General features: G+C 71.4%; 30 protein-coding genes. 6 read left to right on the forward strand and 24 right to left on the reverse strand.

The genetic code is table 11. From position 1 onward, the window contains the following. Nucleotides 1-64: 64 nt before the first annotated feature. The 13 genes from ACZ516_RS00555 to ACZ516_RS00615 all read right to left on the reverse strand — a co-directional run bounded on the left by ACZ516_RS00555 (nucleotide 65) and on the right by ACZ516_RS00615 (nucleotide 8,802). Nucleotides 65-796, reverse strand: a complete 732-nt coding sequence (locus ACZ516_RS00555) for an antibiotic biosynthesis monooxygenase (RefSeq protein WP_469007840.1) — start codon at nucleotides 794-796, stop codon at nucleotides 65-67. 105 nt (nucleotides 797-901) lie between these two features. Continuing rightward, a complete protein-coding gene (locus tag ACZ516_RS00560) occupies nucleotides 902-1,690 on the reverse strand; it encodes an SGNH/GDSL hydrolase family protein (RefSeq protein WP_469007841.1) in 789 nt (262 codons plus the stop codon). Nucleotides 1,691-1,866: 176 nt separating this feature from the next. Next, nucleotides 1,867-2,133, reverse strand: a complete 267-nt coding sequence (locus ACZ516_RS00565) for a DUF4235 domain-containing protein (RefSeq protein WP_469007843.1) — start codon at nucleotides 2,131-2,133, stop codon at nucleotides 1,867-1,869. After that, nucleotides 2,130-2,765 (reverse strand): DUF3618 domain-containing protein, encoded by a 636-nt coding sequence (locus ACZ516_RS00570; RefSeq protein ID WP_358586285.1) that lies wholly within the window; start codon nucleotides 2,763-2,765, stop codon nucleotides 2,130-2,132. The genes ACZ516_RS00565 and ACZ516_RS00570 overlap by 4 nt, the downstream gene beginning before the upstream one ends. Next, nucleotides 2,762-3,184 carry a phage holin family protein gene (locus tag ACZ516_RS00575; protein WP_358586287.1) on the reverse strand — a complete coding sequence of 141 codons (423 nt, stop codon included), beginning with the start codon at nucleotides 3,182-3,184 and terminating at the stop codon, nucleotides 2,762-2,764. The genes ACZ516_RS00570 and ACZ516_RS00575 overlap by 4 nt, the downstream gene beginning before the upstream one ends. 52 nt (nucleotides 3,185-3,236) lie before the next feature. Continuing rightward, on the reverse strand, nucleotides 3,237-3,914 hold the full coding sequence (locus ACZ516_RS00580; RefSeq protein ID WP_469007844.1) for a hypothetical protein: 678 nt from the start codon (nucleotides 3,912-3,914) through the stop codon (nucleotides 3,237-3,239). Further along, nucleotides 3,911-4,087 carry a hypothetical protein gene (locus ACZ516_RS00585; RefSeq protein ID WP_361084324.1) on the reverse strand — a complete coding sequence of 59 codons (177 nt, stop codon included), beginning with the start codon at nucleotides 4,085-4,087 and terminating at the stop codon, nucleotides 3,911-3,913. The genes ACZ516_RS00580 and ACZ516_RS00585 overlap by 4 nt, the downstream gene beginning before the upstream one ends. A gap of 108 nt (nucleotides 4,088-4,195) precedes the next feature. Continuing rightward, on the reverse strand, nucleotides 4,196-5,425 hold the full coding sequence (locus ACZ516_RS00590; RefSeq protein WP_469007846.1) for a WD40 repeat domain-containing protein: 1,230 nt from the start codon (nucleotides 5,423-5,425) through the stop codon (nucleotides 4,196-4,198). A 2-nt stretch (nucleotides 5,426-5,427) separates the two neighbouring features. Continuing rightward, on the reverse strand, nucleotides 5,428-5,982 hold the full coding sequence (locus ACZ516_RS00595) for a SigE family RNA polymerase sigma factor (protein ID WP_361084330.1): 555 nt from the start codon (nucleotides 5,980-5,982) through the stop codon (nucleotides 5,428-5,430). Between the two features lie 154 nt (nucleotides 5,983-6,136). Beyond that, nucleotides 6,137-6,745, reverse strand: a complete 609-nt coding sequence (locus tag ACZ516_RS00600; RefSeq protein ID WP_361084333.1) for a hypothetical protein — start codon at nucleotides 6,743-6,745, stop codon at nucleotides 6,137-6,139. Nucleotides 6,746-6,888: 143 nt separating this feature from the next. After that, nucleotides 6,889-7,878: a 2,3,4,5-tetrahydropyridine-2,6-dicarboxylate N-succinyltransferase gene (gene dapD / locus ACZ516_RS00605; protein WP_358583768.1), complete on the reverse strand. Its 990-nt coding sequence runs from the start codon at nucleotides 7,876-7,878 to the stop codon at nucleotides 6,889-6,891. Nucleotides 7,879-7,921: 43 nt separating this feature from the next. After that, nucleotides 7,922-8,482, reverse strand: coding sequence for a TetR/AcrR family transcriptional regulator (locus tag ACZ516_RS00610; RefSeq protein ID WP_469007847.1), 561 nt, complete (start codon nucleotides 8,480-8,482; stop codon nucleotides 7,922-7,924). Further along, nucleotides 8,482-8,802, reverse strand: a complete 321-nt coding sequence (locus ACZ516_RS00615) for a DMT family transporter (protein ID WP_358583771.1) — start codon at nucleotides 8,800-8,802, stop codon at nucleotides 8,482-8,484. Before ACZ516_RS00615 ends, ACZ516_RS00610 begins: the two co-directional genes overlap by 1 nt. A 318-nt stretch (nucleotides 8,803-9,120) precedes the next feature. Between ACZ516_RS00615 and ACZ516_RS00620 the strand changes: the two genes are divergently transcribed. The 3 genes from ACZ516_RS00620 (at nucleotide 9,121) to ACZ516_RS00630 (ending at nucleotide 13,303) form a co-directional block, all read left to right on the forward strand. Further along, the gene (locus ACZ516_RS00620) at nucleotides 9,121-10,059 is read left to right on the forward strand and encodes a DUF7847 domain-containing protein (RefSeq protein WP_469007849.1); all 939 of its coding nucleotides are present in this window, start codon (nucleotides 9,121-9,123) and stop codon (nucleotides 10,057-10,059) included. A gap of 465 nt (nucleotides 10,060-10,524) precedes the next feature. Then, the gene (locus ACZ516_RS00625) at nucleotides 10,525-13,008 is read left to right on the forward strand and encodes a tetratricopeptide repeat protein (protein ID WP_469007850.1); all 2,484 of its coding nucleotides are present in this window, start codon (nucleotides 10,525-10,527) and stop codon (nucleotides 13,006-13,008) included. A gap of 145 nt (nucleotides 13,009-13,153) precedes the next feature. After that, nucleotides 13,154-13,303 (forward strand): hypothetical protein, encoded by a 150-nt coding sequence (locus tag ACZ516_RS00630; protein ID WP_469007852.1) that lies wholly within the window; start codon nucleotides 13,154-13,156, stop codon nucleotides 13,301-13,303. A 60-nt stretch (nucleotides 13,304-13,363) separates the two neighbouring features. Here the strand turns inward: ACZ516_RS00630 and ACZ516_RS00635 are convergent, their stop codons facing one another. From ACZ516_RS00635 to ACZ516_RS00670, 8 genes are all read right to left on the reverse strand, one after another. Then, nucleotides 13,364-13,702 (reverse strand): metal-sulfur cluster assembly factor, encoded by a 339-nt coding sequence (locus ACZ516_RS00635; protein WP_030784222.1) that lies wholly within the window; start codon nucleotides 13,700-13,702, stop codon nucleotides 13,364-13,366. Next, nucleotides 13,699-14,190 (reverse strand): Fe-S cluster assembly sulfur transfer protein SufU, encoded by a 492-nt coding sequence (gene sufU, locus ACZ516_RS00640; protein WP_361084346.1) that lies wholly within the window; start codon nucleotides 14,188-14,190, stop codon nucleotides 13,699-13,701. Before sufU ends, ACZ516_RS00635 begins: the two co-directional genes overlap by 4 nt. 16 nt (nucleotides 14,191-14,206) lie before the next feature. Then, complete coding sequence (locus ACZ516_RS00645; RefSeq protein ID WP_358583777.1) at nucleotides 14,207-15,463, reverse strand: cysteine desulfurase; 1,257 nt, start codon at nucleotides 15,461-15,463, stop codon at nucleotides 14,207-14,209. Next, nucleotides 15,460-16,224, reverse strand: coding sequence for a Fe-S cluster assembly ATPase SufC (gene sufC / locus ACZ516_RS00650; RefSeq protein ID WP_125512037.1), 765 nt, complete (start codon nucleotides 16,222-16,224; stop codon nucleotides 15,460-15,462). Before sufC ends, ACZ516_RS00645 begins: the two co-directional genes overlap by 4 nt. A gap of 7 nt (nucleotides 16,225-16,231) precedes the next feature. Further along, complete coding sequence (locus tag ACZ516_RS00655) at nucleotides 16,232-16,549, reverse strand: bifunctional 3-phenylpropionate/cinnamic acid dioxygenase ferredoxin subunit (protein WP_469007853.1); 318 nt, start codon at nucleotides 16,547-16,549, stop codon at nucleotides 16,232-16,234. Continuing rightward, on the reverse strand, nucleotides 16,546-17,727 hold the full coding sequence (gene sufD, locus ACZ516_RS00660) for a Fe-S cluster assembly protein SufD (protein WP_361084355.1): 1,182 nt from the start codon (nucleotides 17,725-17,727) through the stop codon (nucleotides 16,546-16,548). Before sufD ends, ACZ516_RS00655 begins: the two co-directional genes overlap by 4 nt. Before the next feature lie 69 nt (nucleotides 17,728-17,796). Continuing rightward, complete coding sequence (gene sufB, locus ACZ516_RS00665; protein WP_358583783.1) at nucleotides 17,797-19,218, reverse strand: Fe-S cluster assembly protein SufB; 1,422 nt, start codon at nucleotides 19,216-19,218, stop codon at nucleotides 17,797-17,799. Next, the gene (locus ACZ516_RS00670) at nucleotides 19,215-19,955 is read right to left on the reverse strand and encodes a helix-turn-helix transcriptional regulator (RefSeq protein WP_358583785.1); all 741 of its coding nucleotides are present in this window, start codon (nucleotides 19,953-19,955) and stop codon (nucleotides 19,215-19,217) included. The genes sufB and ACZ516_RS00670 overlap by 4 nt, the downstream gene beginning before the upstream one ends. 162 nt (nucleotides 19,956-20,117) lie before the next feature. On the opposite strand from ACZ516_RS00670, the gene ACZ516_RS00675 reads away from it, so the two are divergent. From ACZ516_RS00675 to ACZ516_RS00685, 3 genes are all read left to right on the forward strand, one after another. Beyond that, nucleotides 20,118-21,041, forward strand: coding sequence for an ABC transporter ATP-binding protein (locus tag ACZ516_RS00675; protein WP_358697623.1), 924 nt, complete (start codon nucleotides 20,118-20,120; stop codon nucleotides 21,039-21,041). After that, nucleotides 21,038-21,808: an ABC transporter permease gene (locus ACZ516_RS00680; RefSeq protein ID WP_469007855.1), complete on the forward strand. Its 771-nt coding sequence runs from the start codon at nucleotides 21,038-21,040 to the stop codon at nucleotides 21,806-21,808. The genes ACZ516_RS00675 and ACZ516_RS00680 overlap by 4 nt, the downstream gene beginning before the upstream one ends. Before the next feature lie 117 nt (nucleotides 21,809-21,925). Continuing rightward, the gene (locus tag ACZ516_RS00685) at nucleotides 21,926-22,948 is read left to right on the forward strand and encodes a COX15/CtaA family protein (protein WP_358583791.1); all 1,023 of its coding nucleotides are present in this window, start codon (nucleotides 21,926-21,928) and stop codon (nucleotides 22,946-22,948) included. On the opposite strand, the gene ACZ516_RS00690 is transcribed toward ACZ516_RS00685, so the two are convergent. The 3 genes from ACZ516_RS00690 to ACZ516_RS00700 form a co-directional block, all read right to left on the reverse strand. After that, the gene (locus tag ACZ516_RS00690) at nucleotides 22,928-24,022 is read right to left on the reverse strand and encodes an amidohydrolase family protein (RefSeq protein WP_469007857.1); all 1,095 of its coding nucleotides are present in this window, start codon (nucleotides 24,020-24,022) and stop codon (nucleotides 22,928-22,930) included. The genes ACZ516_RS00685 and ACZ516_RS00690 overlap by 21 nt on opposite strands. 152 nt (nucleotides 24,023-24,174) lie before the next feature. Next, complete coding sequence (locus tag ACZ516_RS00695; protein ID WP_361084370.1) at nucleotides 24,175-24,534, reverse strand: hypothetical protein; 360 nt, start codon at nucleotides 24,532-24,534, stop codon at nucleotides 24,175-24,177. 95 nt (nucleotides 24,535-24,629) lie between these two features. Next, nucleotides 24,630-25,583 (reverse strand): heme o synthase, encoded by a 954-nt coding sequence (locus tag ACZ516_RS00700; RefSeq protein WP_358583829.1) that lies wholly within the window; start codon nucleotides 25,581-25,583, stop codon nucleotides 24,630-24,632. Between the last annotated feature and the right edge of the window lie 189 nt (nucleotides 25,584-25,772).

The following is a 25,772-nucleotide window of genomic DNA, read 5'->3' on the forward strand; positions in this document are numbered from 1 at the left end:
CGCCGCCGGCCCCGGCTGTCCAGGCGGGCGCGGCGAGCGGCGGCAGGCGGCCCGGGATCTACGCTCAGCTCGGTATGAGGCGGTACGCGAAGCGGTACCGGGCGACCGATCCGCCGGAGGCGACGCCGGGGAAGTCGCGCACCCGCCGCCACTGCGGTGTCGGCGAGCCGACGCCCTCGCCCGCCGCGGCGAGCGCGTCGATGTGGGCCTGCTCGGTCTCCCACCGCGCGTAGTTGACGACCCTGGTGCCGTCCGTGGTGGTGTGGAAGTGCGCCGAGATCAGCCCCTTGTCCTGGACCGGGTCGCTGTCCAGTGCCGTCAGCACGCCGTCGATCCAGGCGCGCTGCCGGTCGGCGTCGGGACCGTCGAAGTCGACCTGTACGACCACGATCGCGCCGACCGGCCGGTCGTCGCGGCCCGCGTCGGCGTACCAGCCGCGGTGGAGCCGCGTCTTGGAGAGGGAGAGGCGGGCGATGCCCGGCACGGCCGCGTCGATGTCGGCGTTGCGGGCGTCCCTGCCGTTCGCCGGGCTCGCGAAGAAGTCCTGGTAGGCCTCCTCGTCGCGCCACTGGGAGTGGTGCAGGAGCGTGGTGCCGTCACCGCCCGCGTACACCGTGTAAGACAGCAGCCCCTCGTGTGGCCAGGATCGGCTCTCCCAGGCCCGCGCGATGGCGTCCAGGGTGGCCTGCTGCCGTTCGGGCGAGCCGGTGTCCCACGTGCTGAAGAAGGTGAGGCCCGCGTCCGGGTGGTCCGGGTCGGGCAGGGTGGCGGTGCTGAGGGTCCTGGTCGCAGACATGACTGTCCATCCGTCCGTCGGTGCGTGTCGTCGCGGTGCCGGTGGGGTCCGGCTCCGGTGCACGCACCACGCTCCGACCTCAAGCGCGGTTCAGGTCAAGCCCGTTCACGCTCCGGTGTGCACCGCGCCGAGGACGGGGCGCTTGGCCTGCCGGCCGTCCCCCGACGAGCGCCCCCGCATCCGCCGCCACAGCCACGGCCCCATGAACCCCGCGAACCAGCGTGCCTCCGCCGTCACCTGCGCGAACACCGACGCCCGGGCGAGCGGCGGCAGCGCGGTCAGCCAGCTCCGGTGCCCCGGCAGGCCGAGGGCGTCCGCCATCCCGGCGGCGATCCTCGCGTGGCCCAGCGGGCTCGCGTGCATGCGGTCGCCGCTCCACAGGCGCGGGTCGGTGGTGATCCGGTGCGGGAACGTGTCGAGCACGGTCACGCCGTGCCGGTCGGCGGCCGCCCGGATCCGGGCGTTCAGGTCCAGGACGCGGGGCAGCGCGCGCCGCGCGAGCGGGGAGATGCGCCCGAGGTCGGGGAAGGTCACGGTGGCGACGTGCGCGCCCGCCGCGGTCAGTTCGGTGAACATCTCCTCGATGTCGGCGGCGACGCGCGCCGCGTCGAAGCCCGGCCGCACCAGGTCGTTCATGCCCGCCATGACGGTCACCAGATCGGGCTTCAGCGCGAGGGCGGGGCCCAGCTGCTCCGCCTTGATCCCCGCCGTCAGCCGGCCGCGCACGGCGAGATTGGCGTAGGTGAGATCGGGGTTGGCAGCGGCGAGTATCTCGGCGAGCCGGTCGGCCCAGCCCCGGTAGCCGTACGTCTCGTCGCCGTCCACGAGGCCTTCGGTCTGGCTGTCCCCCAGCGCGACGTAGCGTGCGTACGGATGGTGCTGCGTGGTGGTCATGGGCCGAGCTTCCTCCGCCCACCGGACCCCGTCAACGCGCCCTCACAGCCCTTCCCGGCCCACGGGCGACCCGCCCCGGCGCCCTCTCGCCGAAGGCCCACAACCCACGAAGGGCCCCCTGCCCGGGGTGCGCCACAAGGCGCCCGCCCCGGGCCGGGGGCCCCGCGAAGGGCGTTTCAGCCGGGCCAGCGGCCCGTCACACGGCGTACGCCGACCGCGCCGCCGCGTTCCACCGCCGCCTTGACCACGGCGAAGATCGCGCCCTGGAGCGCGGCGGCGGCGAGGATCTCGCGCAGGTTCCGGTCCTCGTCGTGGGCGTCCGGGGCGTCGTCCTCGCCCGCCACCGCCTTCCACGTACGGGCGAACAGGGCGCTCGCGACCATGCCGCCGAGCATGCCGAAGGCCATGCCGAGCGGCTTGTACAGCACCGTGGCCTTGCTCATCGGCGCCCACCCCGCTTCCGGCCGCGCAGCAGCACGTACGCGAGCAGCACGCCCGCTCCCGCCGCGACGAACGCGCCGGGGCGCCGGCTGCCGGCCCGTACGACGCCGTTCGCCACGGCCTTGACCTGCTCGGGGGTGTTCTCCTGCACGAGCCGGGCCGCCTCGGCGACCTTCTCCTCGGCCTGGGCCACGGCCTGGTGCTCCTCCGCACGCGCCTTGGCCCCGAGCACGGCGCCCTTCACCTGAGCGGCGCCCTCGATGGCCTTGCCCTTGGCCAGAGCGGCGCCCTCGATCGCCTTGCCCTTCACCTGGGCCGCGCCCTCGATCGCCTTGCCCTTGGCCTGCGCCGTCCCCTCGGCGGTCGCGCTCTGCGCGTGCCCCGCCTCGTCCGTCGCCTTGCTCTTCACGCGCGCCGCCTGCTCCGTCATCTTTTCCTTCACCTGTGCCGCCGTTCCTCGTACCTGGCCCTTGACCGCCTCGGCGCGCTGCCGGGCGCGGGTCTTCACATCCGCCTTGGCGGCCAGCTCCTCGACGGTCTCGCCGAGTCGGCCGCGGGTCTCCTCGATCTGCCGGCGCAGCTCGTCCGGACCCTTCACGCCCGTCTTCTCGGAATCCTTCGGCGTATTCGTCATCGGTGCGCCCTTTCCTTGATCTCCTCGACGTCCGCCTTGACGCTGTCGATGGCCTCCTGCGGCACGGGCGGAACCGCGCGGGCCAGCTGACCGCGCCCCATCACGGCCAGTACCCCGGCCACGACGAAGAGGACGCCGGTGACGATCAGAGCCGCCGCCCAGACGGGCAGGGCGAGCGAGAGCGCCGCGATCGCCGTGGCGGACAGGGCCATGAGCCCTACGTACGAGATCGCGCCGGCCGCGCCGATGAGCCCGCCGCCGCGGCCCGCGCGTTTGCCCTTCTCGGCCATCTCCTGTGCGGCGAGCCGCATCTCCTGGCGCACGAGCTCCGAAAGCTGTGTGGTGGCCTGCTCGACGAGCTGACCCACCGAGTGCTGCGCGTTCTCGCGCGTCGGCTGCTCGTCCATGGTCCCGGTCACGGGTGCCGCCTCCCTTCTGGCTGGGAGGCCCGAGTACCCGCGCCCGGCCGCGCTATCCCCGCTGATCCCCGGCCAGCCGGGACAACTCGGCCTGGAACCAGTCCAGGCGTGCCTGGAGGAGCGCGGCCTCGGCCATCAGTTCGGGCATCCCGACCCCCGCGAGCGGGCCCACGGGCCCGTCCGGGGCGGCGGGCGGGGCGGGCGCGACGACGGTGAGCCCCTCGCCCGCCAGCCGCGCGAACCCGGCGACGGACACGGCCTGCCGCCCGCCCCGGCACCGCCCGCACGCCGCTTCGAGCACCCGCCACCCCGGCCGGCCCCACCCGGCGTCGGCCAGGAGCGAGGCGGGGGCGCCGCAGCCGCACGGCGGCACGGTCGCGCCCCGCACCCGCTGCCTGGCGTACCGGAAGCCGCGCTCGAAGCGGATGTACGCCCCGAGCACCGTCACTTCGAGGAGCACCGCCCCGCGGTGTTCGGCGGTGCACAGCAGCCCCTCGGCGGTGGCGCGGTCGTGCACGCAGTGGAAGCCGCAGTCACAGCGGCGGCTGGGGGCGCTGTGCCGTCTGCCGTAGACGCAGCGCGCCTCGTCGAGCACTCCGTAGGGCAGGCCCGCGCCGAGGGAGACGCCGGTGAAGGCGGCCCGGGTGCCGTCGTGGGACAGCACCGGGCGGGCGATCTTGTATCCGGTCGGCGGCTCCGTCGGGCGTTCCTCGGGGAGCCGCGCCCTCATCGGGTGACCGCGGCCTCGACGGGCCGGGGCTCCGGCACCGACTCCGGGGCCTTCGGGCCGGGACGGGACGCGGACGCCCTGTCCGCGCGTGCCGTCTCATCCGCGCGCGCCGTCTCCTCCTGTCGCGGCTGTTCTTCGGCGATACCGGTCGCGAGTGCCTTGCCGAGCCTCATGACGCCTCCTAGGGACCGACTGTCGTGCCATGGTGACCCATACAGGGCCGAGTTGGCACCAGTGCGTACGTCATCTCCTCACCGTCGCGCACGGTTCCGCACCGCTCCTCACCGTTCGGCGAAGACCGGCGTCCAGCGTCCGGCGGAGTCCTCCTTCGCGGAGCGGTAGCCGCTGAGCGGAACGGTCTTGCGCTCGCCGATGGTGACCAGGACGAGCCGCTGCCGGTATTCGCTCGTGCCGGGTTCGATGTCCCAGGCGATGAGCCGCCGCGAGTCGGCCCAGGCGAGCAGCTGCTGGCCGGGCACCTTGGTGACGCGCTTGCCGGTCGCGGGGTCGATGATCTCGGACGCGGTGGTTCCGGCGCTCCCCGCGAAGTCGCCCGCGGCGAGCTTCCCGTCCGGCGAGAGCCCGGCCTCGTTGTACGGGCGCAGGTGCTTCTCCTTCGGCGGGGCGCTCCGCTCACGGCCCTCGAAGTCGTAGTACTGCTGGTACGGTGCGATGGTGAGACCGGAGAGGACGAGGGTGCCGTCCCGGCTGAACCCGAAGTCCTCCCGGGCGTTGATGCCGGAGAGCCCGAACTCGTCGGGCTTGTCGGACTTCATCTCCACGGCGCTCCAGTGGGCCTTGCCCGACGCCACGTCGATGACGTAGAAGCCGGTCCTGCTCGGTTCGCCGGGGCCGGGCCGCTTGTGGTTGCCCTCGTGGATCGGCCGGTCCATGTCGAGCCGGTCCGGGTTGTTCGCGTAGGTCGTGGCGACGAGTTTTCCGCCGTCCGGCGAGAAGGCGAGCCCGGCGACGCCCCGCCGCACCGGGATCCAGCGCTCGACCTCCCCGGTCAGCAGGTTCAGCAGACCGACCCGCTGTGCGGGCAGCCCGCGCTCGACGACGGCGGCGGTGCGCAGGCCGGGGGCGACGGCCAGCCACGCCCACCGGGCGTCCTTGCGGTAGGTGCCCGTCCGCTGGTCGAGCAGGTGGTAGGTGCGCTCGACCAGTTCGTCGCCGCCCGGCAGCTTGACGCGGCTGCGCGTGCTGTACGCGGCGAGCGCCGTGTTCCCGACGGCGATCAGGTCCCGGGGCGGTGTCTGCCCGGGATGCGCGACGATGTCACCGCTCCGCAACTCACTGGCCGGGCGCGCCTCGTGGGGCCCCGGGTCGCGACTCGGCACCGCGACGGCCACCACCGCGGCCGTCACGACGGCGAGCGACGCGCCGGTGAAGGCCCGGGCCCTGCGGCGGCGCCGCGCGGCCAGCACCCGGTCGGCGAGGTCACCCGGCGGGGGCGCGCCCTGGTCGGCCTGCTCCCGCAGCGAATCGCGCACCAGTTCTTCCACGTTCACGGTCATACCTCCATGGGCGAGAAGTCGCGGGACGCCGGCCGGGGTTCGCCGTCCGGCCGGTCGAGGCGCTCCAGGTCGGGAGCGAGGCTGCGCAACCGGGCGAGGGAGCGGTGCGTCGTGCTGCGCACCGTGCCGACGGAGCAGCCGAGGAGCCGGGCGACGTCCGCCTCCGGCAGGTCCTCGAAGTAGCGCAGCACCAGTACGGTCCGCTGGCGCGTGGTGAGCTTGGCGAGCGCCCCGCGCAGCACGACGCGCAGCTCCGCGGCGGACGCGCCGTCCCCCGAGGCGGCGCTCTCCGGCGGGTCGGCGACGGCCAGTTCGCGGCGCGGCCACTTCAGCCGCCACCGGCTGACCTGCTGGCGGTAGAGGACGCGCCGTACGTACGCCTCCGGCTCGTCGATCCGGCGCCAGCGGGCCGCCGCCTTGACCAGCGCGTTCTGCAACAGGTCCTCGCCGGCGTGCCGGTCGCCGCCGCTGAGCAGCACCGCGGTCTTCAGCAGCGCCGGCGATCTGCTCGCCACGAACTCCCGGAAACTGTCCTGCTCTTCGGCATCCATCGTCACCTTCGCTCCCTGGGGGGCCTGTTGCCCTCCCGTACCAGTGAGGACGGGTCCGGCAGGGCCCCGCTATGCCTCCTGCCGGGAGGAAAGAGAAAAAGGAGCGGCCACCCCGAAGGGCGACCGCTCCTGGAATGCGGGGAGAGGCGGGAATTCAGCTCCCGGTGGGGAAGCCCGCCGCCTTGGTCCAGCGCAGCGTGGTGCCGCCCCGGCTGAAGGTGACCTTCTCGCCCCCGGAGGCGACTGCGATCTTCTCCCAGCCGTCGAAGTTTTTGGTGAGGTGCTTGTCCCAGGTGGTCAGCCGGCCCGTGGCCACGGTGGCGACCGACTCGGTGGGCGGCTCGCCGTCCGCGCAGTACACACCGAAGTCCCCGAAGGCGGCGACGGTGCCGTCCTTGGCCTTGAGGGTGATGCCCTGGCAGGCGTCGGTCCTCGTCTTGTAGATCACGGCGGGCTTGGACCAGCCCCTGGCCCGGGGGCTGTAGTCCTGTACGAAGAGTCCCTTGCCCCGCATGTAGTGCATGGCCACGCGCCGCCCGTCGGCGAGCTTGACCTGGGCGTTGAAGGGGCTCGGGCTCCCGCTCCAGGGGATGTCGCTCTTGCGCAGCGGGTAACCGTGGTCGCCCGCCACGGCCCGGCTGACCTCCCGCTCGACGCCCCGGCCGTCCCCCTGGACCTGCCCGGCGCTCTGCCCGCACCCGACCAGCAGCCCGCACACGGTCACGGCCCCCAGAGCCAGCGCCCGCACACCTGTTCCACGCATAGGACTTCCCCCTGTCGCCCGGCCCCGCGCCCAGCGGCGGCCACCCCGCAGTTGTAGCAGGTCGACGGGCGCGGAGGGCCGGCGGCGGCTCGGCGCGCGCGGGGGGCGGGGCGGCCGCGGGCGCTCGGCCGCCCCGTCGTGGGTCAGTTGTGGCTGTGCAGGATCTCGTTCAGGCCGCCCCAGACCGCGTTGTTCGGGCGGGCCTCGACCGTGCCGGTGACGGAGTTGCGGCGGAAGAGGATGTTCGAGGCGCCGGACAGCTCGCGGGCCTTGACGATCTGCCCGTCGGGCATGGTCACGCGGGTGCCGGCCGTGACGTACAGGCCCGCCTCGACGACGCACTCGTCGCCCAGCGCGATGCCGACGCCCGCCTCGGCGCCGATCAGGCAGCGCTCGCCGATGACGATGCGGACGTTGCCGCCGCCGGACAGGGTGCCCATCGTGGAGGCGCCGCCGCCGATGTCGGAGCCGTCGCCGATGACGACGCCGGCGGAGATGCGGCCCTCGACCATGGAGGTGCCGAGCGTGCCCGCGTTGAAGTTCACGAAGCCCTCGTGCATGACCGTGGTGCCCTCGGCGAGGTGCGCGCCGAGCCGGACCCGGTCGGCGTCGGCGATGCGGACGCCCTTCGGCACGACGTAGTCCGTCATGCGCGGGAACTTGTCGACGGACGTCACGGCGAGGTGCAGCCCCTCGGCGCGGGCGTTGAGCCGCACCTTCTCGACGTCGTCGACGGCGACCGGGCCGAGCGAGGTCCAGGCGACGTTGGCGAGGAAGCCGAACTGGCCGTCGAGGTTGACGCCGTGCGGCTTGACCAGGCGGTGCGAGAGCAGGTGCAGGCGCAGGTAGACGTCGTGGGCGTCCAGCGGCTTGTCGTCGAGGGAGGCGATGACCGTACGTACGGCGATGATCTCCACGCCACGGCGGGCGTCCGGCCCGATGGCCTTGGCGGCGCCCTCGCCGAGCAGCTCCACGGCGCGCTCGGCGCTCAGCCGCTCGCTGCCGGCCGGGCCGGCCTCGGCGACGAGTTCGGGCGCGGGGAACCAGGTGTCGAGGACGGTGCCGTCGGCGGTGACGGTGGCGAGGCCTGCGGCGATGGCGCCGGTGGTGCGGGGTGCGTTCGTGTCGGTCATGGGTGAAACCTAACCGGAGCGGCCTCGCGCGGGCGAACCGGTCTCAGGGTCCGGGCCGCTCGCGCGCGGGCGCCAGCAGCCGGCCGAGCATCTCGCGTGCGTACGCCTCGTCGTACGTCCCGCCGGTGAGCAGCACCTGGAGGCAGATCCCGTCCATCAGGGCGACCAGGGCGCGCGCCGTGACGGGGTCGGTGCGGGGCGCGAGGACGTCGGTGACGCCCCGGCACCACTCGGCGGCCACGGGGCGCAGGGCGGGTCTGCGCAGGGCGGCGAGATAGAGCTCGTACTCCAGCTCGACGCCGGTGCGCTCCCCCGCGAGCCAGTCGCCGAGGAGCCGGGCGAGCTCCCCGGCGAGGTCGGCGCGCGGATCCGCGAAGGCGCCGCTCGCGGCCACCGCCTTCGCGAAGCCCTCGTTGGCCTGCCGCAGCGCGGCGACCAGCAGCTCGTCGAGCGTCTTGAAGTGGTACGTGGTGGAGCCGAGCGGCACGTCGGCCTCGGCGGCGGCCGAGCGGTGGCTGAGCCCGGCGATCCCCTTCGCGCCGACGACGCGGATCGCGGCGTCAATGATCCGCTGGCGGCGCTCGGGGTCATGGCGGCGGGGCATCAGTGGGCCCCGCCGAGGTTGAGCACGACGACGCCGACGATGACGAGGGCGAGGCCGACGAGCTTGACCGGACCGGCCGATTCCCCGAGGAAGAGCATGCCGATGGCGGCGACGGCCGCGGTGCCGACCCCGGCCCAGATCGCGTAGGCGGTGCCCACGGAGAGCGTCTTGAGGGTCTGCGCGAGGAGGGTGAAGGCGATCAGATATCCGGCGAGCGTGATCAGCGAGGGCCATAGCCTGCTGAACCCCTCGCTGTACTTCATGGCCGTGGTGGCCGCCACCTCCGCGGTGATGGCCCCGGCGAGCAGCGCGTATCCCATGCGTACGAGTGTACATATCGTTGTGTACGGTTGTACGTAAAGGCGTCCCGTTCGCAGCGGTTAGGGTGACGCGATCTCTGTGGGGGGCCACAGGACGCACGACGCACACCATGGAGCGCGAGAGCGATGCGGGACACGCCGGGGTGGGGACCACACGGATCGCAGGGGCCGCAAGGACCGCAACAGCCACCGGGGCCGCAGGCGGGGCCGGGTCCCGGGTGGGGTCCGTACGGCTGGCAACAGCACCCCTGGGGCCCGCCGCCGCCTCCCCCGCCGAAGCCCGGCGTCATCCCCCTCGCCCCGCTCGGCGTCGACCACGTGTTCGGCGGCGCCTTCGCCACGATGCGGCGTCACGCCAAGCCGCTCTTCGGCACGGCGGCCGCGGCGTACGGCCTGCTGGCCGCGGTGATGGCGGGCGCGCTCCTGCTGGCCTACGCCGTCACCCGCGACGAGTTCCGGGCGATGTACGCGCCGGGCGCCACCTTCTCCTGGGAGCACGGCCGGCCGCTGCTGCTGGCCTTCGGCGCCGTCTGGCTCACGGGACTGCTGGGCAGCCTCGCCGTCAACTCCTTCCTCCAGGCCGCGTGCGCGAAGACCCTGCAGGAGGCGGTCCTCGGCCGCCGGGCGACGTTCCGGGCGGTGTGGCGCGGGGCGTGGGCGCGCACCCCGTCGGTGGCCGCCGTGACGCTGCTGCTCGCCCTCGTCCTGCTGCTGCCGCTCGTGGTCCTCGCCGTGCTCTTCGTCGCCTTCTTCGTCTCCGTCATGACCGATTCGAGCGCCCCCTTGGGCCTGATCTTCCTCCTCTTCCTCCTCGTGACCCCGCTGTCGGCGTGGCTGTACGTCACCTTCGCCTTCGCCCCCGCCGCGGCGGTCCTGGAGACGGCGGGCCCTTACACGGCCCTCCGCCGCTCCGCCCGCCTCGTACGCGGTGCCCGGTGGCGCACGTTCGGCATCTCACTGCTCGCGGGGCTCATCGTGCTGATCGTGTCCCTGGCGCTGCGGCTCCCCCTCCAGCTCGCCGCCCCGGAGCCGCCCGTCGTGACCCCGGACAGCGACACGTCGGAGATCTTCTTCGACCAACTGCGCGGCCAGTTCGGCCTCTACGCCCTCGCGGGCCTGGCGGCCGGCCTCCTCACCCAACTCCTGGCCTCACTCTTCCTCCCCCTGGTGACGACCCTGCTCTACATCGACCGCCGCATCCGCACGGAGGGCCTCGCCCAGGCGCTGACGGAGGCGGCTTCGGCACACGGGAAGTAATGCCGGTCTCCCGGCGGCCCGCCCAGCGCTTGCAGCACAATGGCGCCGATGTCGTCGACACCACGGGGACCTTCCATGACCGATGCGCGTTACCCGGAGTTCGGAGCGGCGGTCCAGCAGCTCATACGTGATTCGGGCCTGTCACTCGACCGCATCGTGACGGCCAGCCGCACCCGGCGCCGCGTCCCCCTTTCCCGCGCCTCGCTGAGCAGTTGGCAGCGTGGCAAGGCCCGGCCCGCCACCTGGGCGTCCCTGCAGAGTCTGCTGAGCGTCGTGAGTGAGCTGTCGAAGCTCCCCCCGGCCCGCCTCGACCCACAACGCTGGCAGTCCCTCTACCGCCGCCCCGCCGCCCCCGCACCCGCCCGGGAGCCTGTTCCCGTACATCGGGACGTACGTCTCGTGCGGGACGCGGATCCCATCTTGCTCGGCGTCCGGCAGGCGCAGAGGACGGAGGGGCTCACCCCGGTGCCTCCCTATGTGGAGCGGGACGTCGACCCCGCCGTGGACAGGGCCCTGCTCAGAGCGGCTGGCACCGGCGGAATGGTTCTCCTCAAGGGCGATTCGACCGCCGGGAAGAGCCGCACGGCCTTCGAGGCCATGGTCCGCGTACTTCCGGACCTGCCCCTACTGTGCCCGCGACGGGAAAGCGCGCTCGACTCCTGCGTGACCACCGTCCGCGCCCTGGCCGAGCGGGGCGGGCAGAGTGTGATCTGGCTGGACGAGCTGGAGCACTTCTTGGGGCCCGGCCGCCTCGACGCCGACGCACTGCGGCAGCTGCTCGACTGCCGGGCGGTACTGGTGGGGACGATCCGTCTCTCCGAGTACAACAGCCGCGGGCCCCGCCCCGCACGTACGGCCAAGGGCAGCGATGCCTACGCCCGGATCGACGTCGCGGACCCCGTCGTCCGGACCGCCGAAGTGATCGACCTGCCCCGTGTGTGGAGCACGTCCGAACTGGAGCGAGTGGCGACGCAGACCGATCAGCGCCTGGTGGATGCTCTCCGCCACCACCAGCGGCACGGCATCGCCGAACATCTGTCGGCGAGCCCCTACCTCTGGGACCGCTGGCAGAACTCCCGCTACGTCGGCGGAAATCCGCGCGGCCATGCCCTGGTGGCCGCCGCTGTCGACCTCGCCCGATCGGGCCTGGGAAGCCCCCTCCCCACCGAGCTGATTACCGCGCTGCATACCCACTACCTCCCGGACGAGACCGGCGCATTACTCAGGGCGGAGTCGCTCGATGAAGCACTGGCCTGGGCCTGCGCGGACACGATCGGCGTCAGCAGTCTCCTGGAGCCTGTCGGAGTCGAAGTATGGCGGCCCTTCGATTATCTGGTCGACATGCTCGCGCTGGATCATGCCGCCCCAGCCGTGCCGGACAAGGTCAGAGAAGCGGCCGTCGCCCACGCCTCCTCGGAGCAGGAGCGCTACGGCGTGGGGGTCTCCTGCTACAACGCGGACCGGGTCGACCTCGCACTGCGCGTCTTCCTGCCCGCCGCGGAGGCCGGGCACACGGACTCCATGCTGTACGTCGGGTCGATCCTGCTGGATCAGGGCCGGGAGGAAGCGGCACAGGAGTGGTGGTTGCGTCTGGCGAAGGCCGGCGACGCCAAGGGCATGCTCAACCTCGGTGTGCGGTACTCACGCAGGGGACGCGGCAAGAAGGCCGAGAAGTGGTGGCGGCGGGCCTATGAGGCGGGGCTCGCGGAAGCGGGCGCCAAGCTCGCCAACGTCCACGAGGACCGCGGGGAGCACGACGAGGCCGAGCGCCTGTGGCAAGAGGCGCTCGAAGCGGAAGTTCCGGATGCCTTCTTCAGGTTCGGGATCCTCGCCTACAACCGGGGGGACCACGAGGAGGCGACGAGGCTCTACCTCGAAGCCGCGAGGAAAGGGCATCGGGAGGCGACGACCAACCTCGCTCAGGTCTTCTTCGCCCAAAACGACCTGGAAGATGCCGAGAGGCTCTACATCATCGCCGCAGAGGCGGGCGATGCCGTTGCCATGCGGGCACTCGGCATGCTCAACGAATGGCGCGGCAAGTTCTATCCGCCGGATGAGTCCCCGCACCAGCGGATGCGGCGGGTGTCCGATTCCCTGCAGAGGTTGTTCGACGAGGCCGAGCACGAGGGCAGGTGGAACGGGCAGGCCAAGACCGCCAAGTACTGGTATCGCCGAGCCGCCGAGCAGGGCGATCTGATGTCGCTTCGGCTGCTGGGAAATCTTTATCAGCGCTGCCACAAATACGAAAAGGCCCACAAGTGTTACCGGCGGGCGGCGAAGCTCGGGGACCCGCTCTCCGTCGCGTACTTCAATCAACCGCTGCTCACCGACGCCCGGCCGCCGGCCAGGGATCCGAACTGCTCAGACGAAGAGCTGCCTGACCCGTGGCGGCCCAGCCCTCGCACGCTGGCCGTCCTGCAGGCCGCATTGGAGATCGAGGCCGACATGGCCGCGGAGGCGCTGAAGAGTCTCGGGGGCCGTCCCGTCAGCCCGCACGACTGGGCCCTCGGCTGTTTCGACCTCCTGCCCGCCCAGACCTGGGAAAGGGACGCGCGATGGCGCCGGGAGATGGTTCGCTGCTTCGACGATCTCATCGACGACATCGCCCACGGCCGTCTCCCGCTGCCGCGCTGCACGGGCGAGGAAATGGCCCTGCATCTGGCCCTGGAGCAAGCGGCCGCCATCACGGAGGACACACCGGACCTGGCTGAGAGCTTCGCCGAGGGTATCCCGGAGCGGAGTGACGACTACGACTGGTGGACCTGCAAGGAAGCCCTCCTCGAGGACCACGACGTGCTGATGCTCTACGAGCCCTGGATGGAAGGCATCGAGCGTACCGACCATCACGTCAACCAGTACATGAGGTTGGTGAACCTCGCCCCCGAGGACTGGTTCACACCGTTCAGCGGGGACCGGTCCCGACCGGCCGAGCGCGGATTCCGGCACTGATCAGGACCGCCCTGACCCTCCGGTTCACAGCGGCTGACCTGCGCAGACGCCTGTACGGCGTGGTCCAGTCCGCGCCGGACGGCAGGGCCCGGCGCTTCGATCGGCGTGTCAGGCCACCAGGCCACCGCTGCTGAAGGGACCACCCATGTTGCCGACCGAGCTGATTCTCGTGATCCTCGTACCGCTCGTCTTCGTCCTCGCCCTGCTCACCGGGCTTCTCGCCGCGCTGCGCGGGCTGCGAGGAGCCCAGCGGCTCAGCGCCTTCCGGACGTTCGTCCGCGCGCTGCGTCGCTGAGCACACGAGCACGACGAAGCCCCCCGGAGATCCTCCGGGGGGCTTCGCGGTGTACGTGGCTCAGACGTTGAAGCCGAGCGCCCGCAACTGCTCGCGGCCGTCGTCCGTGATCTTGTCCGGGCCCCACGGCGGCATCCAGACCCAGTTGATCCGCAGCTCGTTGACGATGCCCTCCGTCGCGGACTTCGCCTGGTCCTCGATGACGTCGGTCAGCGGGCAGGCCGCCGAGGTGAGCGTCATGTCGATCGTGGCGATGTTGGCGTCGTCGACGTGGATGCCGTAGATCAGGCCGAGGTTGACGACGTCGATGCCCAGCTCGGGGTCGACGACGTCGTAGAGCGCCTCGCGGACCTCTTCCTCGGAAGCGGGCTTCGTGGTCAGGGTCTCGTTCTCGCTCATGCGGTCTTCCTCTCAGCGGCGGCGCCCGAAGCGGCGGCACCGTCGTTCTCGCCCAGCGCCTGCGCCGTCGCGTCCTTCCACGCCATCCAGCTCAGCAGCGCGCACTTGACGCGCGCGGGGTACTTGGAGACCCCGGCGAACGCGACCGCGTCCTCCAGGACCTCCTCCATGGCGTCGTCGGGCTCCACCTTGCCCTTGGACTGCATCAGCTCCAGGAACACTTCCTGGATCTTCTGCGCCTCGGCCAGTTCCTTGCCGACCAGCAGGTCGTTCAGGACGGACGCGCTGGCCTGGCTGATGGAGCAGCCCTGGCCCTCGTAGGACACGTCGGCGATCGTCGACCCGTCGTACTTCACGCGCAGGGTGATCTCGTCACCGCACGTCGGGTTGACGTGGTGCACCTCGGCGTCGCCATCGCGCAGACCACGCCCGTGCGGGTGCTTGTAGTGGTCCAGAATGACTTCCTGGTACATCGAATCCAGCTTCACGTGCTCAGCCAGCCCCTCAGCCGAAGAAGTTCCGTACGTGCTCCAGGCCGTCGACGAGGGCGTCGATCTCGCCGGGCGTGGAGTACAGATAGAACGACGCTCGCGTGGTCGCGGGAATTCCGTAGCGCAGGCAGACGGGGCGGGCGCAGTGGTGGCCCACGCGGACCGCGATCCCTTCCTCGTCCAGGACCTGGCCCACGTCGTGCGGGTGGATGTCGCCGAGCGTGAACGAGATCGCGGCGCCGCGGTCCTCGGCCGTCGTCGGACCGATGATCCTGAGGTCCGGGACCTCGAGGAGGCGCTTGACCGCGTACTCGGTGATCGCGTGCTCATGCGCGGCGATCTTGTCCATGCCGATGGCCGAGAGGTAGTCCACGGCCGCGCCCAGGCCCACGGCCTGGGAGACCGGGGGCGTGCCCGCCTCGAACTTGTGCGGCGCGGGAGCGTACGTCGACGAGTTCATCGACACGGTCTCGATCATCTCGCCGCCGCCGAGGAACGGCGGCAGGTCCTCCAGGAGCTCCTGGCGGCCCCACAGCACGCCGATGCCCGTCGGCCCGCACATCTTGTGGCCGGTGAAGGCCACGAAGTCGGCCTGGAGCGCCTGCACGTCCAGCGGCATGTGCGGCGCGGCCTGCGAGGCGTCGATGAGGACGAGGGCGCCGACCTCCTGGGCGCGGCGCACGATCGCCTCGACCGGGTTGAGCGTGCCCAGGATGTTCGACACCAGCACGAAGGAGACGATCTTCGTCTTCTCGGTGATGATCTCGTCGATGTTCGACAGGTCGAGACGTCCGTCGTCGGTGAGGCCGAACCACTTCAGCTTCGCGCCCGTGCGCTGCGAGAGCAGCTGCCACGGCACGATGTTGGAGTGGTGCTCCATCTCGGTGATGACGATCTCGGTCTCGTGGTCCACGCGGTAGGGCTCATCGGCCCAGCCCAGCATGTTGGCCACGAGGTTCAGCGACTCGGAGGCGTTCTTGGTGAAGATCACCTCGTTGCGGCTGGGCGCGTTGATGAACGCCGCGACCTTGTCGCGGGCGCCCTCGTACAGCGCCGTGGCCTCCTCGGCGAGGACGTGCACGCCGCGGTGGACGTTGGCGTTGTGCTGCTCGTAGTACTCGTTCAGTACGTCGAGGACCTGGCGCGGCGTCTGGGACGTCGCCGCGTTGTCCAGGTACACGAGCTTCTTGCCGTCGTGGATCGTGCGATCCAGGATCGGGAAGTCCTTGCGGATCGCCTCGGTGTCGAGGAGGCCCGGCAACTGTGTCACGCGGATGCGCCGCCCTTCGTGTAAGCCTCGTAGCCCTCGGCCTCAAGCTTGTCGGCGAGCTCGGCGCCGCCGGACTCGGCGATGCGACCGTTCGCGAAGACGTGCACGAAGTCGGGCTTGATGTAGCGCAGGATGCGCGTGTAGTGCGTGATCAGCAGGGTGCCGACCTCGCCGGTCTCGCGGACGCGGTTGACGCCGTCCGAGACCTGGCGCAGCGCGTCGACGTCCAGACCGGAGTCCGTCTCGTCGAGGATCGCGATCTTCGGCTTGAGGAGCTCCATCTGGAGGATCTCGTGGCGCTTCTTCTCACCGCCGGAGAAGCCCTCGTTCACGTTGCGCTCGGCGAAGGCCGGGTCCATCTGGAGCTGCTCCATCGCGGACTTGACCTCCTTCACCCAGGTGCGCAGCTTGGGGGCCTCGCCGCGGATCGCCGTCGCCGACGTACGCAGGAAGTTGGAGACCGAGACGCCGGGGACCTCGACCGGGTACTGCATGGCGAGGAACATGCCGGCGCGGGCGCGCTCGTCGACGGACATCTCCAGGACGTCCTCGCCGTCGAGGGTCACGCTGCCCTGGGTGATCGTGTACTTGGGGTGGCCCGCGATGGAGTAGGCGAGGGTCGACTTGCCGGAGCCGTTCGGGCCCATGATGGCGTGGGTCTCGCCCTGCTTCACGGTCAGGTCGACGCCCTTGAGGATCTCCTTGGTGGAGTTGTCGGCCTCGACGGTGACGTGCAGGTCCTTGATTTCAAGCGTTGCCATGGGTGCCTCAGGACTCCTGGGAGAGGGAGACGAGCACGTCGTCCCCTTCGATCTTTACGGGGTATACGGGGACGGGGCGCGTCGCGGGAAGGCCGGACGGCTTGCCGGTGCGGAGGTCGAACGCGGAGCCGTGCAGCCAGCACTCGATCTGGCAGTCCTCCACCTCGCCCTCGGAGAGGGAGACGTTCGCGTGCGAGCAGATGTCGTGGATCGCGAACACCTCGCCCTCGGTGTGGACGACCGAGACGGGCGTGCCGTCGAGTTCCACCCGCTTGGGGGTGTCCTCCGTCAGCTCACTCAGTCCGCAGACGCGTACGAAGGTCATGCGACCGTCGCCTCCAGCTCCTCTTCGATCTTGGCGAGGAGGCGCTCCTCGACGTCCGGCAGACCGATCTGCTGGACCAGCTCGGCGAAGAAGCCGCGCACGACCAGGCGGCGCGCGTCCTCCTGCGAGATACCGCGCGACTGGAGGTAGAAGAGCTGCTCGTCGTCGAAGCGGCCGGTCGCCGAGGCGTGGCCGGCGCCGACGATCTCGCCGGTCTCGATCTCCAGGTTCGGGACCGAGTCCACGCGGGCGCCGTCGGTCAGCACGAGGTTGCGGTTCAGCTCGTAGGTGTCCGTGCCCTCGGCGGCGGCCTCGATGAGGACGTCGCCGATCCACACCGCGTGGGCGCTGTCGCCCTGGAGCGCGCCCTTGTAGACGACGTTCGACTTGCAGTGCGGGGTGTTGTGGTCGACCAGGAGGCGGTGCTCCTGGTGCTGGCCCGCGTCGGTGACGTACAGGCCGAACAGCTCGGCCTCGCCGCCGGTGCCCGCGTAGGCGACGCGCGGGTGCAGGCGGACCAGGTCGCCGCCGAAGGTGACGACGACGGACTTGAAGGAGGCGTCGCGGCCGATCAGCGCGTTGTGCTGGGCGACGTGCACCGCCTTGTCGTCCCAGTCCTGGACGGAGACGACGGTGAGCTTGGCGCCGTCGCCGACGATGAAGTCGACGTTGGCGGCGAGCACGGCGTCACCGGTGTGGTCGATGACCACGAGGGCCTCGGCGAACGCGCCCACCTCGATCACCTGGTGCGCGAAGGCGGTGCCGCCCTCGCCGTGCACGGAGATCCGGATGGGCTCGGTGAGCACCGTCTCCTTGGGGACGGACACGACCGAGGCCTTCTCGAAGGAGGAGTAGGCCTGCGCGGCGACGCGGTCGACGGGCGTGCCCGCCCTGCCGACGCGCGCGTCGTCCCGGCCCACCGTCTCCTGGGTGACGCCGTCGGGGGCGCTCACCTCGACACGGATACCGCCGTCGGCCACCGCCGTGCCGTCGTGCAGCCCGCGCAGCCGCTCCAGCGGCGTGAACCGCCACTCCTCCTCGCGGCCGTGGGGGACCGGGAAGTCCGCCACGTCGAAGGACGGGGGGGCGCTCATGCGGGTGGCGACGGTGGACTCGGCGGCCACCGCGATGGATCCGGCGGTCGTCGATCCCACCGGGGAATTCTGGGCCTCAGCCATGGCTGTCGTCGTGCTCTCTCTCTGCGCTCTGCGTAAGAAGTCTGCTCGCTGCGGGGATGGTCGCCGGACTCAGCCGACCGACCCTTCCATCTGCAGCTCGATCAGCCGGTTGAGCTCCAGGGCGTACTCCATGGGCAGCTCCTTGGCGATCGGCTCGACGAAGCCGCGCACGATCATCGCCATGGCCTCGAACTCCGTCAGGCCGCGGCTCATCAGGTAGAAGAGCTGGTCGTCGGAGACCTTGGAGACGGTCGCCTCGTGGCCCATCGACACGTCGTCCTCGCGGACGTCGACGTAGGGGTAGGTGTCCGAGCGCGAGATCGTGTCGACGAGCAGCGCGTCGCACAGCACGTTCGACTTCGAGCCGTGAGCGCCCTCACCGATCTCCACGAGACCGCGGTACGAGGTGCGGCCACCGCCGCGCGCCACCGACTTGGAGACGATGTTGGAGGACGTGTTCGGCGCCATGTGGACCATCTTGGAGCCGGCGTCCTGGTGCTGGCCCTCGCCCGCGAAGGCGATGGACAGCGTCTCGCCCTTGGCGTGCTCGCCCATGAGGTAGACGGCCGGGTACTTCATCGTCACCTTGGAGCCGATGTTGCCGTCGATCCACTCCATGGTCGCGCCCTCGTAGGCCACGGCGCGCTTGGTGACCAGGTTGTAGACGTTGTTCGACCAGTTCTGGATCGTCGTGTAGCGGCAGCGGCCGCCCTTCTTCACGATGATCTCGACCACGGCGGAGTGCAGCGAGTCCGACTTGTAGATCGGCGCGGTGCAGCCCTCGACGTAGTGGACGTAGGCGCCCTCGTCGACGATGATCAGCGTCCGCTCGAACTGGCCCATGTTCTCCGTGTTGATGCGGAAGTAGGCCTGGAGCGGGATGTCGACGTGCACGCCCTTGGGGACGTAGATGAACGAGCCGCCGGACCACACGGCGGTGTTCAGCGACGCGAACTTGTTGTCGCCGACGGGGATGACGGTGCCGAAGTACTCCTTGAAGAGCTCCGGGTGCTCCTTCAGCGCCGTGTCGGTGTCCAGGAAGATGACGCCCTGCTCCTCCAGGTCCTCACGGATCTGGTGGTAGACGACCTCGGACTCGTACTGGGCCGCGACACCGGAGACGAGGCGCTGCTTCTCCGCCTCGGGGATGCCGAGCTTGTCGTACGTGTTCTTGATGTCCTCGGGCAGGTCCTCCCAGGACTCCGCCTGCTTCTCCGTGGAGCGCACGAAGTACTTGATGTTGTCGAAGTCGATGCCCGAGAGGTCCGAGCCCCAGTTCGGCATGGGCTTCTTGTCGAACAGGCGCAGCCCCTTGAGGCGGAGCTTGGTCATCCACTCCGGCTCGGACTTCTTGGCCGAGATGTCCCGGACGACGTCCTCGCTGATGCCGCGCCTGGCGGAGGCACCGGCGACGTCGGAGTCGGCCCAGCCGTATTCATACGTGCCCAGACCCTCGAGTTCGGGGTGGGCAGTCTCCGTGGGGAGCGTCATGCGGGGTTCCTCCCGGCCGTACTTGCTGATGCTGATGGGGTGGTCTGAGTGGTGCCGGCGCCGCTGCCGCCGCTGCGCGGGATGAACGTCGTGCAGACGCCGTCCCCGTGGGCGATGGTGGCCAGGCGCTGCACATGCGTGCCGAGCAGCGCGGAGAACATCTCTGTCTCCGCCTCGCACAGCTGCGGGTACTGCTCGGCGACATGGGCCACCGGGCAGTGGTGCTGGCACAGCTGCTCGCCGACCGGCGCGGTGCGCGCCGTGGCAGCGTACCCGTCGGCGGTCAGCGCCCTGGCCAGCGCCTCGGTGCGCTGCTCGGCGGGTGCGGCGTCGATCGCGTTCCGATACGTCTCGGCCTGGGCGGTGATCCTCGCCCGGGCGAACGCGACGACCGCTTCCTCGCCGTGCTGTTCGGTGATCCACCGGAGCGCGTCCGCGGCCAGCTTGTCGTACGACTGGTCGAAGGCGTCGCGCCCGCAGTCGGTCAGCGCGAATACCTTGGCGGGGCGGCCGCGGGTGCGGGCGCCGTAGACGCGCTGCTCGCGGGGCTCGACGACGTTCTCATGGGCGAGGGCGTCGAGGTGCCTGCGGACGGCGGCCTGGGTCAGGCCGAGGCGCTTGGCGAGATCGGCGACGGTGGAGGGGCCGTGGTCCAGGATGGAGCGCGCGACGCGGTTGCGGGTGGACCGCTCACCGGTCGCGAGTTCCTCCTGCGGAGCCTCGCCAACGTTTTTCACAACGCCATTGTTGCGTAATTCCTCAGAGGCTGACAACCCGCGCCATGATCACCGCGTGGTGCGCTGCATCACTTAGGCAAACCTAAGCTGACCTGCGGAAACGATCATTGACCGGTGCCCCGCCCGCCCGCCGCCCGCGATCCGTCCCTAGACTGGTCCACCATGCGAGAAGAGCCCGTCGTCCAGATCGAGAGTCTGGTCAAGCGGTACGGAACCAAGACCGCGGTCGACGGTCTCGATCTGACGGCCCGGGCGGGCATCACCGCCGTCCTCGGCCCCAACGGCGCCGGCAAGACCACCACGATCGAGACGTGCGAGGGATACCGCAGGCCGGACGCGGGCACCGTCCGTGTCCTCGGCCTCGACCCGGTGCGCGAGGCCGCCGCGCTGCGGCCCCGCCTCGGCGTGATGCTCCAGTCGGGCGGCGTCTACTCCGGCGCCCGCGCCGACGAGATGCTGCGCCACGTCGCCAAGCTGCACGCCCACCCGCTGGACGTGGACGCCCTCATCGAGCGCCTGGGGCTCGGCTCGTGCGGCCGCACCACCTACCGGCGCCTCTCGGGCGGCCAGCAGCAGCGCCTCGCGCTCGCGATGGCCGTCGTCGGCCGGCCCGACCTGGTCTTCCTGGACGAGCCGACCGCGGGCCTCGACCCGCAGGCCCGCCGGGCGACCTGGGACCTCGTACGCGATCTGCGCCGCGACGGCGTCAGCGTCATCCTCACCACGCACCACATGGACGAGGCCGAGGAGCTCTCCGACGACGTCGCGATCATCGACGCCGGCCGGGTCATCGCGCAGGGCAGCCCCGACGCGCTGTGCCGGGGCGGCGCCGAGAACACCCTGCGCTTCACCGGCCGCCCCGGTCTCGACGTCGGCTCGCTCCTCAAGGCGCTGCCCCCGGACTCGGCGGCGGCGGAGCTGACCCCGGGCGCCTACCGCGTGAGCGGCACGGTCGACCCGCAGCTGCTCGCCACGGTCACCTCCTGGTGCGCCCAGCACGGGGTGATGCCCGACAGGATCTCGGTCGAACGCCACACCCTGGAAGACGTCTTCCTGGAGCTCACGGGTAAGGAGCTGCGCGGATGAGCGCCGCCGGAACGTACACGCCGAGGCCGGGCGGCGCCCCGCTGCCGCGCATGATCGCCGCGCAGGCCGCGCTGGAGACCAGGATGCTGCTGCGCAACGGCGAGCAGTTGCTCCTGACGGTCGTGATCCCGACCCTGCTGCTCGTGCTGTTCAGTGCGGTCGACGTCGTGGACACGGGGGACGGTGAGGCCGTCGACTTCCTCGCGCCCGGCATCCTCGCGCTCGCCGTGATGTCGACGGCGTTCACCGGCCAGGCCATCGCGACCGGCTTCGAGCGGCGCTACGGCGTGCTCAAGCGGCTCGGCGCCTCCCCGCTGCCCCGCTGGGGCCTGATGACGGCCAAGACGCTCTCCGTGCTGGTCACCGAGGTGCTCCAGGTCGTGCTGCTCACGGCCATCGCGTTCGCGCTCGGCTGGTCGCCGCACGGCAACCCGCTGTGGGTGCTGCTGCTCCTGGTGTTCGGCACGGCGGCCTTCTCGGGCCTCGGCCTGCTGATGGCGGGCACCCTGAAGGCGGAGGCCACGCTGGCCGCCGCGAACCTCGTCTTCCTGCTGCTGCTGGTCGGCGGCGGGGTGATCGTGCCGCTCGACAAGTTCCCGGACGCGGCCCAGACGGTGCTCGGGCTGCTGCCCATCGCGGCGCTCTCCGACGGGCTGCGGGACGTGCTGCGGCACGGCGCGGGCCTGCCGTGGGCGGACCTGGCGATCCTCGCGGTGTGGGCGGTGCTCGGACTGGGCGCGGCGGCGAGGTTCTTCCGCTGGGAGTAGCGGACGGGAGCAACGCGCGGGGGCAGCACGCGGCAAAAGCCCGTGGAGCGGCGCGCCACGCGGCCCGAACGCCGGATACGTCCCCCTCGTGAAGCCGTGCACAAGCGGCCCCCTACGATGGTGGGCGTGCCAAACGTGACCCGAGCCGACCTCGCTCAAGCCGCGCGGAATCCGCTCGCCTTCATCGCCGAGCGCTGGACCCCCGCCCAGCGGACCGTCCAGCGGGCGGCCTTCCTCTCGCTCGCCATGACCGTCGTCATCGTGGTCACGGGCGGCGCCGTCCGGCTGACCGGCTCGGGGCTCGGCTGCCCCACCTGGCCCAAGTGCACGCAGGACTCCCTCACCGCGACCAGCGAGATGGGCTTCCACGGCGTCGTCGAGTTCGGCAACCGCATGCTCACGTACGTGCTGTGCGCGGCCGTGGGCTGGGCGATCATCGCCGCCCGGGCGCAGAAGCCGGTGCGGCGCGGCCTGCTCCTGCTCGGCTGGACCCAGTTCTGGCTGGTCATGGGCAACGCCGTGCTCGGCGGCATCGTCGTCCTGGTCGGCCTGAACCCCTACACGGTCGCCGCGCACTTCCTGCTCTCCACCGCGCTGATCGCGGTCGCCGCCACCATGTGGCAGCGCTCCCGCGAGGGCGACACCGAGCCGCGGCCGCTGGTCGGCAAGGCCGTGGCGCAGCTGGTGTGGTTCCTGGTGGCGGCGGCGGTGCTGCTGATCGCGGTCGGCACGGTCGTGACCGGCGCGGGGCCGCACGCGGGTGACTCCAGCGACGTGCCCCGGATGAACCTCGCCCCGGTCGGCCTGGACTGGGAGGGCGTGACCAAGCTGCACGCGGTCCTCGCCTGGATCGTGGTGACGCTGACGTTCGCCCTGTGGTTCGTCCTCAAGGCGGTCGACGCGCCGCACGGTCCGCTGGCCCGCACCCGCGACCTGTTCCTGGTCCTCCTCGCGCAGGGCGCCATCGGCTACGTCCAGTACTTCACGGACCTGCCGGAGATCCTCGTCGGTCTGCACATGTTCGGCTCGTGCCTGGTGTGGATCGCCGTGCTGCGCGTCCTGCTGTCGCTGCGGGAGCGGCCGCTGCCCGTGGTCGAGGTGCCCGCGCAGGCGGACGACTCACGGCTCTCCGCGGTCTAGCCCGTACACGCGGCGGGCGTTGCCCGCCGCGATCAGGCCCGCCACACGCTGCGCGTCGCCGAGCGACCAGGCCCCCTCGGCGACCCAGGTGCCAAGGACCCGCCCGAGCGCCTCACGGAACAGCTGGGCCCCCACGACGTGCAACTCGGGCAGGCCGTGCGCGCCGCTGGAGAACAGCAGCTTGCCGAAGGGCGCCAGTTCGAGGATCTCCGCGAGCACGGCCGCCGCCCGCGCCCCGGTGCGGACGAGGGCGGGGCCGAGGTCGGCGTAGACGTGCGGGAAGACGGCGGCGAGGTGGGCGGCGCCCCGGTGGTAGGGGTAGCCGTGCAGGAGCACCAGGTCGGTGCCGAGGCCCGCGGTGGCGCGCGCGAAGTCCCCGAAGTACGTCTGCGGGTCGCCGGCCCCCGCGTGCAGTTGCAGCGGCCGCCCCGAGGCGACGGCCACCCACAGCAGGTGCCGCAGCAGCACGGGGTCGCCGAGCGCCCCGCCCACCTCGCGTGCCGCGAGCCAGCGCCCCACCGCGTCGCGCACCTCGCCGGGGCCCGGTGGCCGCGCCGCGAGGGCGAGCGGGTGCCGGGCGCCCGCCACGGAGGTGAAGGCGACGGCTCCCGCGGCGGCGGCGTGCACGGCCTCGGCGAGGTTGGCGAGGAAGGAGTCGGCGGTGCCCGAGGTGTCGGCGACCTGCTCGGCGAGCAGTTCCAGGCGGACGATCTCGCGGGCCTCGGCGCCGCCGGTGGCGGCCATCTCGCCGGGCCCGGTCAGGTCCCCCGGCAGCCCCGTGTCCACGAGGTAGGTGGTGATGCCGCTGCCCCGAAGCAGCCGTCGGCCCGCCTCCAGGACGCCCAGCTCGCGGCGCCGGGCCAGATAGCGGGCGGGCGGGCAGTGCGGTTCGAGGCCGAGCAGCGGCGGGCACCAGCGGCGTACCGCGAAGCCGGTCTGGGTGTCGAAGAAGGTGGTGCCGGGGGCGGGCGGACCCTCGCCCCGGCCGAGGTGGGCCTCGAAGGTGCCGAGGCCCAGCTCCGTACGGAGGACGCCGTGGCAGTACTGGTCCACCAGGGACGGCGTTTCGATCATGCGGACCCCCGCTGGATGGACCTGGCTCCTACGGTCCTAACGGGTGACCCCTGCGTCAGGTGTTGCTCCCCGGCGTTCTTCAAAGCGCCTCAGGCACTCTTCAGCGCGCCCCAGACGTTCTCCGGTGCGCCCCAGGCGTTCTCCGGCGCGCCTCAGGCGTTCTTCGGTCCGCCGATCTGGATTCCGGCCATGCGCGTCCACTCGTAGGGGCCGGTCCGCACCTTCGCGGCGAAGTCGCCGTCGAAGTCCTCGTGGAGGGTGACGCCGGCCTTCTCCAGGGCGCTGAGCGCCACGGCGTGGCTGGGCGCCACCAGGTTGCCCCAGCCGCCGTCCTCGCCGACGAGGGCGATGCGGGCGCCCCGCTGACCGAGGTAGGCGACCTGTCCCTCGGCACCGCCGTGCTCACGGGCGAAGGCGCCGATCTCCTTGGCGAGCCGGGCCGCCTTGCGCTCCGCGCGGGCGGCCTTCTTGCCGTCGTCCGTCTGCTCGTCCACCTGCTGCGTGTCTGCCATGGACAGGATGCTACCGACGGGTAGCCGCTCGGGTCGACAGCCCTCCGACGTGGCGTCGCCCACGCACCGCGCGCGAAACGCCCGGCGCCCGGCGCCTAGCGCAGGAAGGGGTCCACCGCCACGGCGACGAAGAGCAGCGAGACGTAGGTGATGGACCAGTGGAAGAGCCGCATCTCCTTCAGCTTGCCGCCCGTGACCTCGGCCTTGGCGCGGTTCTGCAGGCCGTGCGCCTCCCACAGCCACCAGCCGCCGGTCACCAGCGCCACCGCGGTGTAGAACCAGCCGGTGTAGCCGAGGGGCTGCAGCAGCAGGGAGACGGCGACCATGACCCAGCTGTAGAGGACGATCTGCCGGGCGACCACCTTGTTGGAGGCGATGACCGGCAGCATCGGCACGCCCACGCGCGCGTAGTCCTCCTTGACCTTCATGGACAGCGGCCAGTAGTGCGGCGGCGTCCAGAAGAACATGACCAGGAAGAGGATGACCGGCGCCCACGAGAGGGAGTCGGTGACCGCGGACCAGCCGATGAGGACCGGCAGGCAGCCCGCGATGCCGCCCCAGACGATGTTCTGGGAGGTGCGGCGCTTGAGGATCATCGTGTAGACGACCACGTAGAAGAGCAGCGCGCCGAGCGAGAGCCAGGCGGAGAGCCAGTTGACGGCGAGGCCGAACAGCGCGGTGGACACGACCGCGAGGGTGATGCCGAAGACGAGGCACTCGCGGGGGCTGACCATGCCGGTCACCAGCGGCCGCTGCGACGTGCGGTCCATCAGGGCGTCGATGTCGCGGTCGATGTACATGTTGAGCGCGTTGGCGCCACCGGCGGACAGATAGCCGCCCAGGCAGGTCACGAGGACCAGCCACAGGTCGGGCACGCCCTGCTCGGCGAGGAACATCACCGGAACGGTGGTGATGAGGAGGAGCTCGATGATCCGCGGCTTGGTCAGCTCCACGAACGCCTTGACACGGGCCCCGAACGGCCGATGGCTCGGGCTAAGGTCCGTCCCGGAAACCCCCGCTGGACGGGATTCAACGGCCGTCACGCACACCCCTGACAGAGACATCCCAGCGAACCGGCCGGGACCTTCAGACATGAAGATCCGGTAAAGGCTCGCGCGTACCACGCCACTGTAGTCGTTGCCCATACCTAGCCCTTCGCGGGGGTGGGGTCGTGTTGAGGTGCCGGACGCGGGGTACGGCGAGCGCGTGGGGTACTCCCCCCAGAGGTGTGAACCGCC

Source organism: Streptomyces sp. NPDC034037 (assembly GCF_055575715.1).